The sequence below is a fragment of the Okeania sp. genome, from assembly GCF_983059655.1.
This window is the reverse complement of sequence record NZ_CEZPJD010001127.1, coordinates 1-2,000: the sequence shown is the minus strand read 5'-3', so window position 1 is coordinate 2,000 and position 2,000 is coordinate 1. Positions and strand designations below refer to the sequence as shown.

Annotated in this window: 2 protein-coding genes; one reads left to right on the top strand and one right to left on the bottom strand. The window is 35.5% G+C overall.

What is annotated here, in order from left to right:
- Positions 1 to 142: 142 nt before the first annotated feature.
- Complete coding sequence (locus tag AC3DU7_RS32440) at positions 143 to 277, bottom strand: hypothetical protein (RefSeq protein ID WP_488043337.1); 135 nt, start codon at positions 275 to 277, stop codon at positions 143 to 145.
- Here AC3DU7_RS32440 and AC3DU7_RS32435 point away from each other — a divergent pair.
- The gene (locus AC3DU7_RS32435; RefSeq protein ID WP_488043336.1) at positions 263 to 1,600 is read left to right on the top strand and encodes a cytosine deaminase; all 1,338 of its coding nucleotides are present in this window, start codon (positions 263 to 265) and stop codon (positions 1,598 to 1,600) included. The two genes, AC3DU7_RS32440 and AC3DU7_RS32435, sit on opposite strands and share 15 nt — an antisense overlap.
- The last annotated feature ends 400 nt before the right edge of the window (positions 1,601 to 2,000 follow it).

Below are 2,000 nucleotides of genomic sequence, written 5' to 3'. Positions count from 1 at the left end.
TCAAAAGTCAAAAGCTTTAAAAAGTCAAAAGTCAAAAGTCAAAAGTCAAAAGTCAAAAGTTTTAACAAAAGTTTTAAGTAGAAAGATTTGGGGCGTTGGTGATTTTGGCTATGATTGTGCTTTAATGGCAGTTTCCTAACTATTAAGTGATAAAAAAACTTTCTTCTTCTTCTCCTGTTCTTCCTCTTCCTTCTTTTTCTTCCCTCCTGACTCCTAAATAATTAAGATTAATATCATACACTAATTCACCAACGCCGATATTATGAATAATCAACAATTTTCTGTAATTTATGATAATACTCACTATTGGCTAAAAAACGCTCATATACCTGTATGTCTTCTAGAAACTGATTTTGAGATACCTAGTCAAACGAGGGAGGGTTTATCGCTGGTAGATATCGAAATTAGTGAAGGACTTATTACACAAGTCGTCTACTCTTCAACACATTTACCCTCTCTGGAAACTGAAAATATTCCTACAGTAGACCTCAAAGGTGGCCAGGTTTGGCCGTGTTTTGTGGATATGCACACCCATTTAGATAAAGGTCATATCTGGGTGCGATCGCCTAACTCAGATGGTAGTTTTAATGGTGCTTTGGATGCGGGAGCTAGGGATGCTAAGGAATATTGGAATGCTGAAGATATTTATCAGCGGATGGAATTTGGTCTCAAGTGCAGTTATGCTCATGGTACAAAGGCTATTCGGACTCATCTTGACTGTTTTGCAGAACAAGCAAATATTAGTTTGGAAGTATTTCAAACATTGCAAAAAGAGTGGGAAGGTAGATTAATATTGCAGCCTGTTTCTTTGGTTACTGGCGATTATTATCTTACTGAAGCTGGAGAAAAATTAGCGGATCTAATTGCTGATGTTGGTGGGATATTAGGAGCAGTTCCATTTATGAATTCAGATTTGGATAATCAATTGGAGAGGTTATTTAGTCTGGCGAAAGAACGTCAATTAAATCTAGACTTACATACTGATGAAAATGGAGACCCTAATTCTCAAGTTTTATATAAAGTTGCTGAGAAGGCAATTAGTCATCAATTTTCTGGCAAAATTATTTGCGGACATTGTTGTAGTTTGGCGGTACAAACTCCGGAACAAGTAACAGAAACTCTCAAATTAGTTAAGGAAGCTGGTATTAATATTGTTAGTCTACCAATGTGTAATCTTTATCTTCAGAATAGGCAAGATAATCATACTCCGAAATGGCGGGGAGTTACTTTATTACATGAGTTCAAAAAACAGGGAATTTCTGTTGCTGTAGCGAGTGATAATTGTCGCGACCCATTTTTTGGATTTGGCGACCATGATGTGTTGGAAGTGTTTAATATGTCAGTCAGAATTGCTCATTTAGATATGCCTTATGGAGACTGGCCTTCTGCTGTGACTAAGACTCCTGCGGATTTAATTGGTTTGCCTAATCTTGGCAGAGTTGGAGTTGGATTACCTGCGGATTTAATTCTGTTTAAAGGTAGGAATTTTAGCGAACTTTTATCACGGTCTCAACATGACAGAGTTGTTTTGAGAAATGGTGGAATTATTGATACAACTTTACCGGATTATTGTGAATTAGATAGTTTATTTTCTGAATAGTAATTGAAGGATTATTTTCAACCTCAGCAATAGCTAGAAAAAAAGACATAATTTTATAGTTTATGTCAGAAAATGAGCGATCGTTTGAAAAGACATAATGTTATAGTTTATGTCATTTTTTTTATCTCAAAACACTAGCGGATTTATAAAAAATCGGAATATAGTATTTAATAACAACCAGCTTAAAAGACATGAAATAAAGCTTGGCTTGAAGTAGAAAAAACATCAACTGAGAGGAAACTAACTAATGGCTAATCTAAATATTACAGATTTAAACCCTGAACTGATGAGTGAAGCTATTGCCAACGCTAAAGCACGTCGCAACAATTCTATTTCAGAAATCTCTGAGAAAGAAGCAGCAGAAGTTTTAGGTGGTATGGACTTACCTCAAAACTTTGTC

Coding starts and splice junctions, on each gene's coding strand:
- AC3DU7_RS32435 (WP_488043336.1), top strand. CDS start 263: ATGAATAATCAACAATTTTCTGTAATTTATGATAATACTCACTATTGG.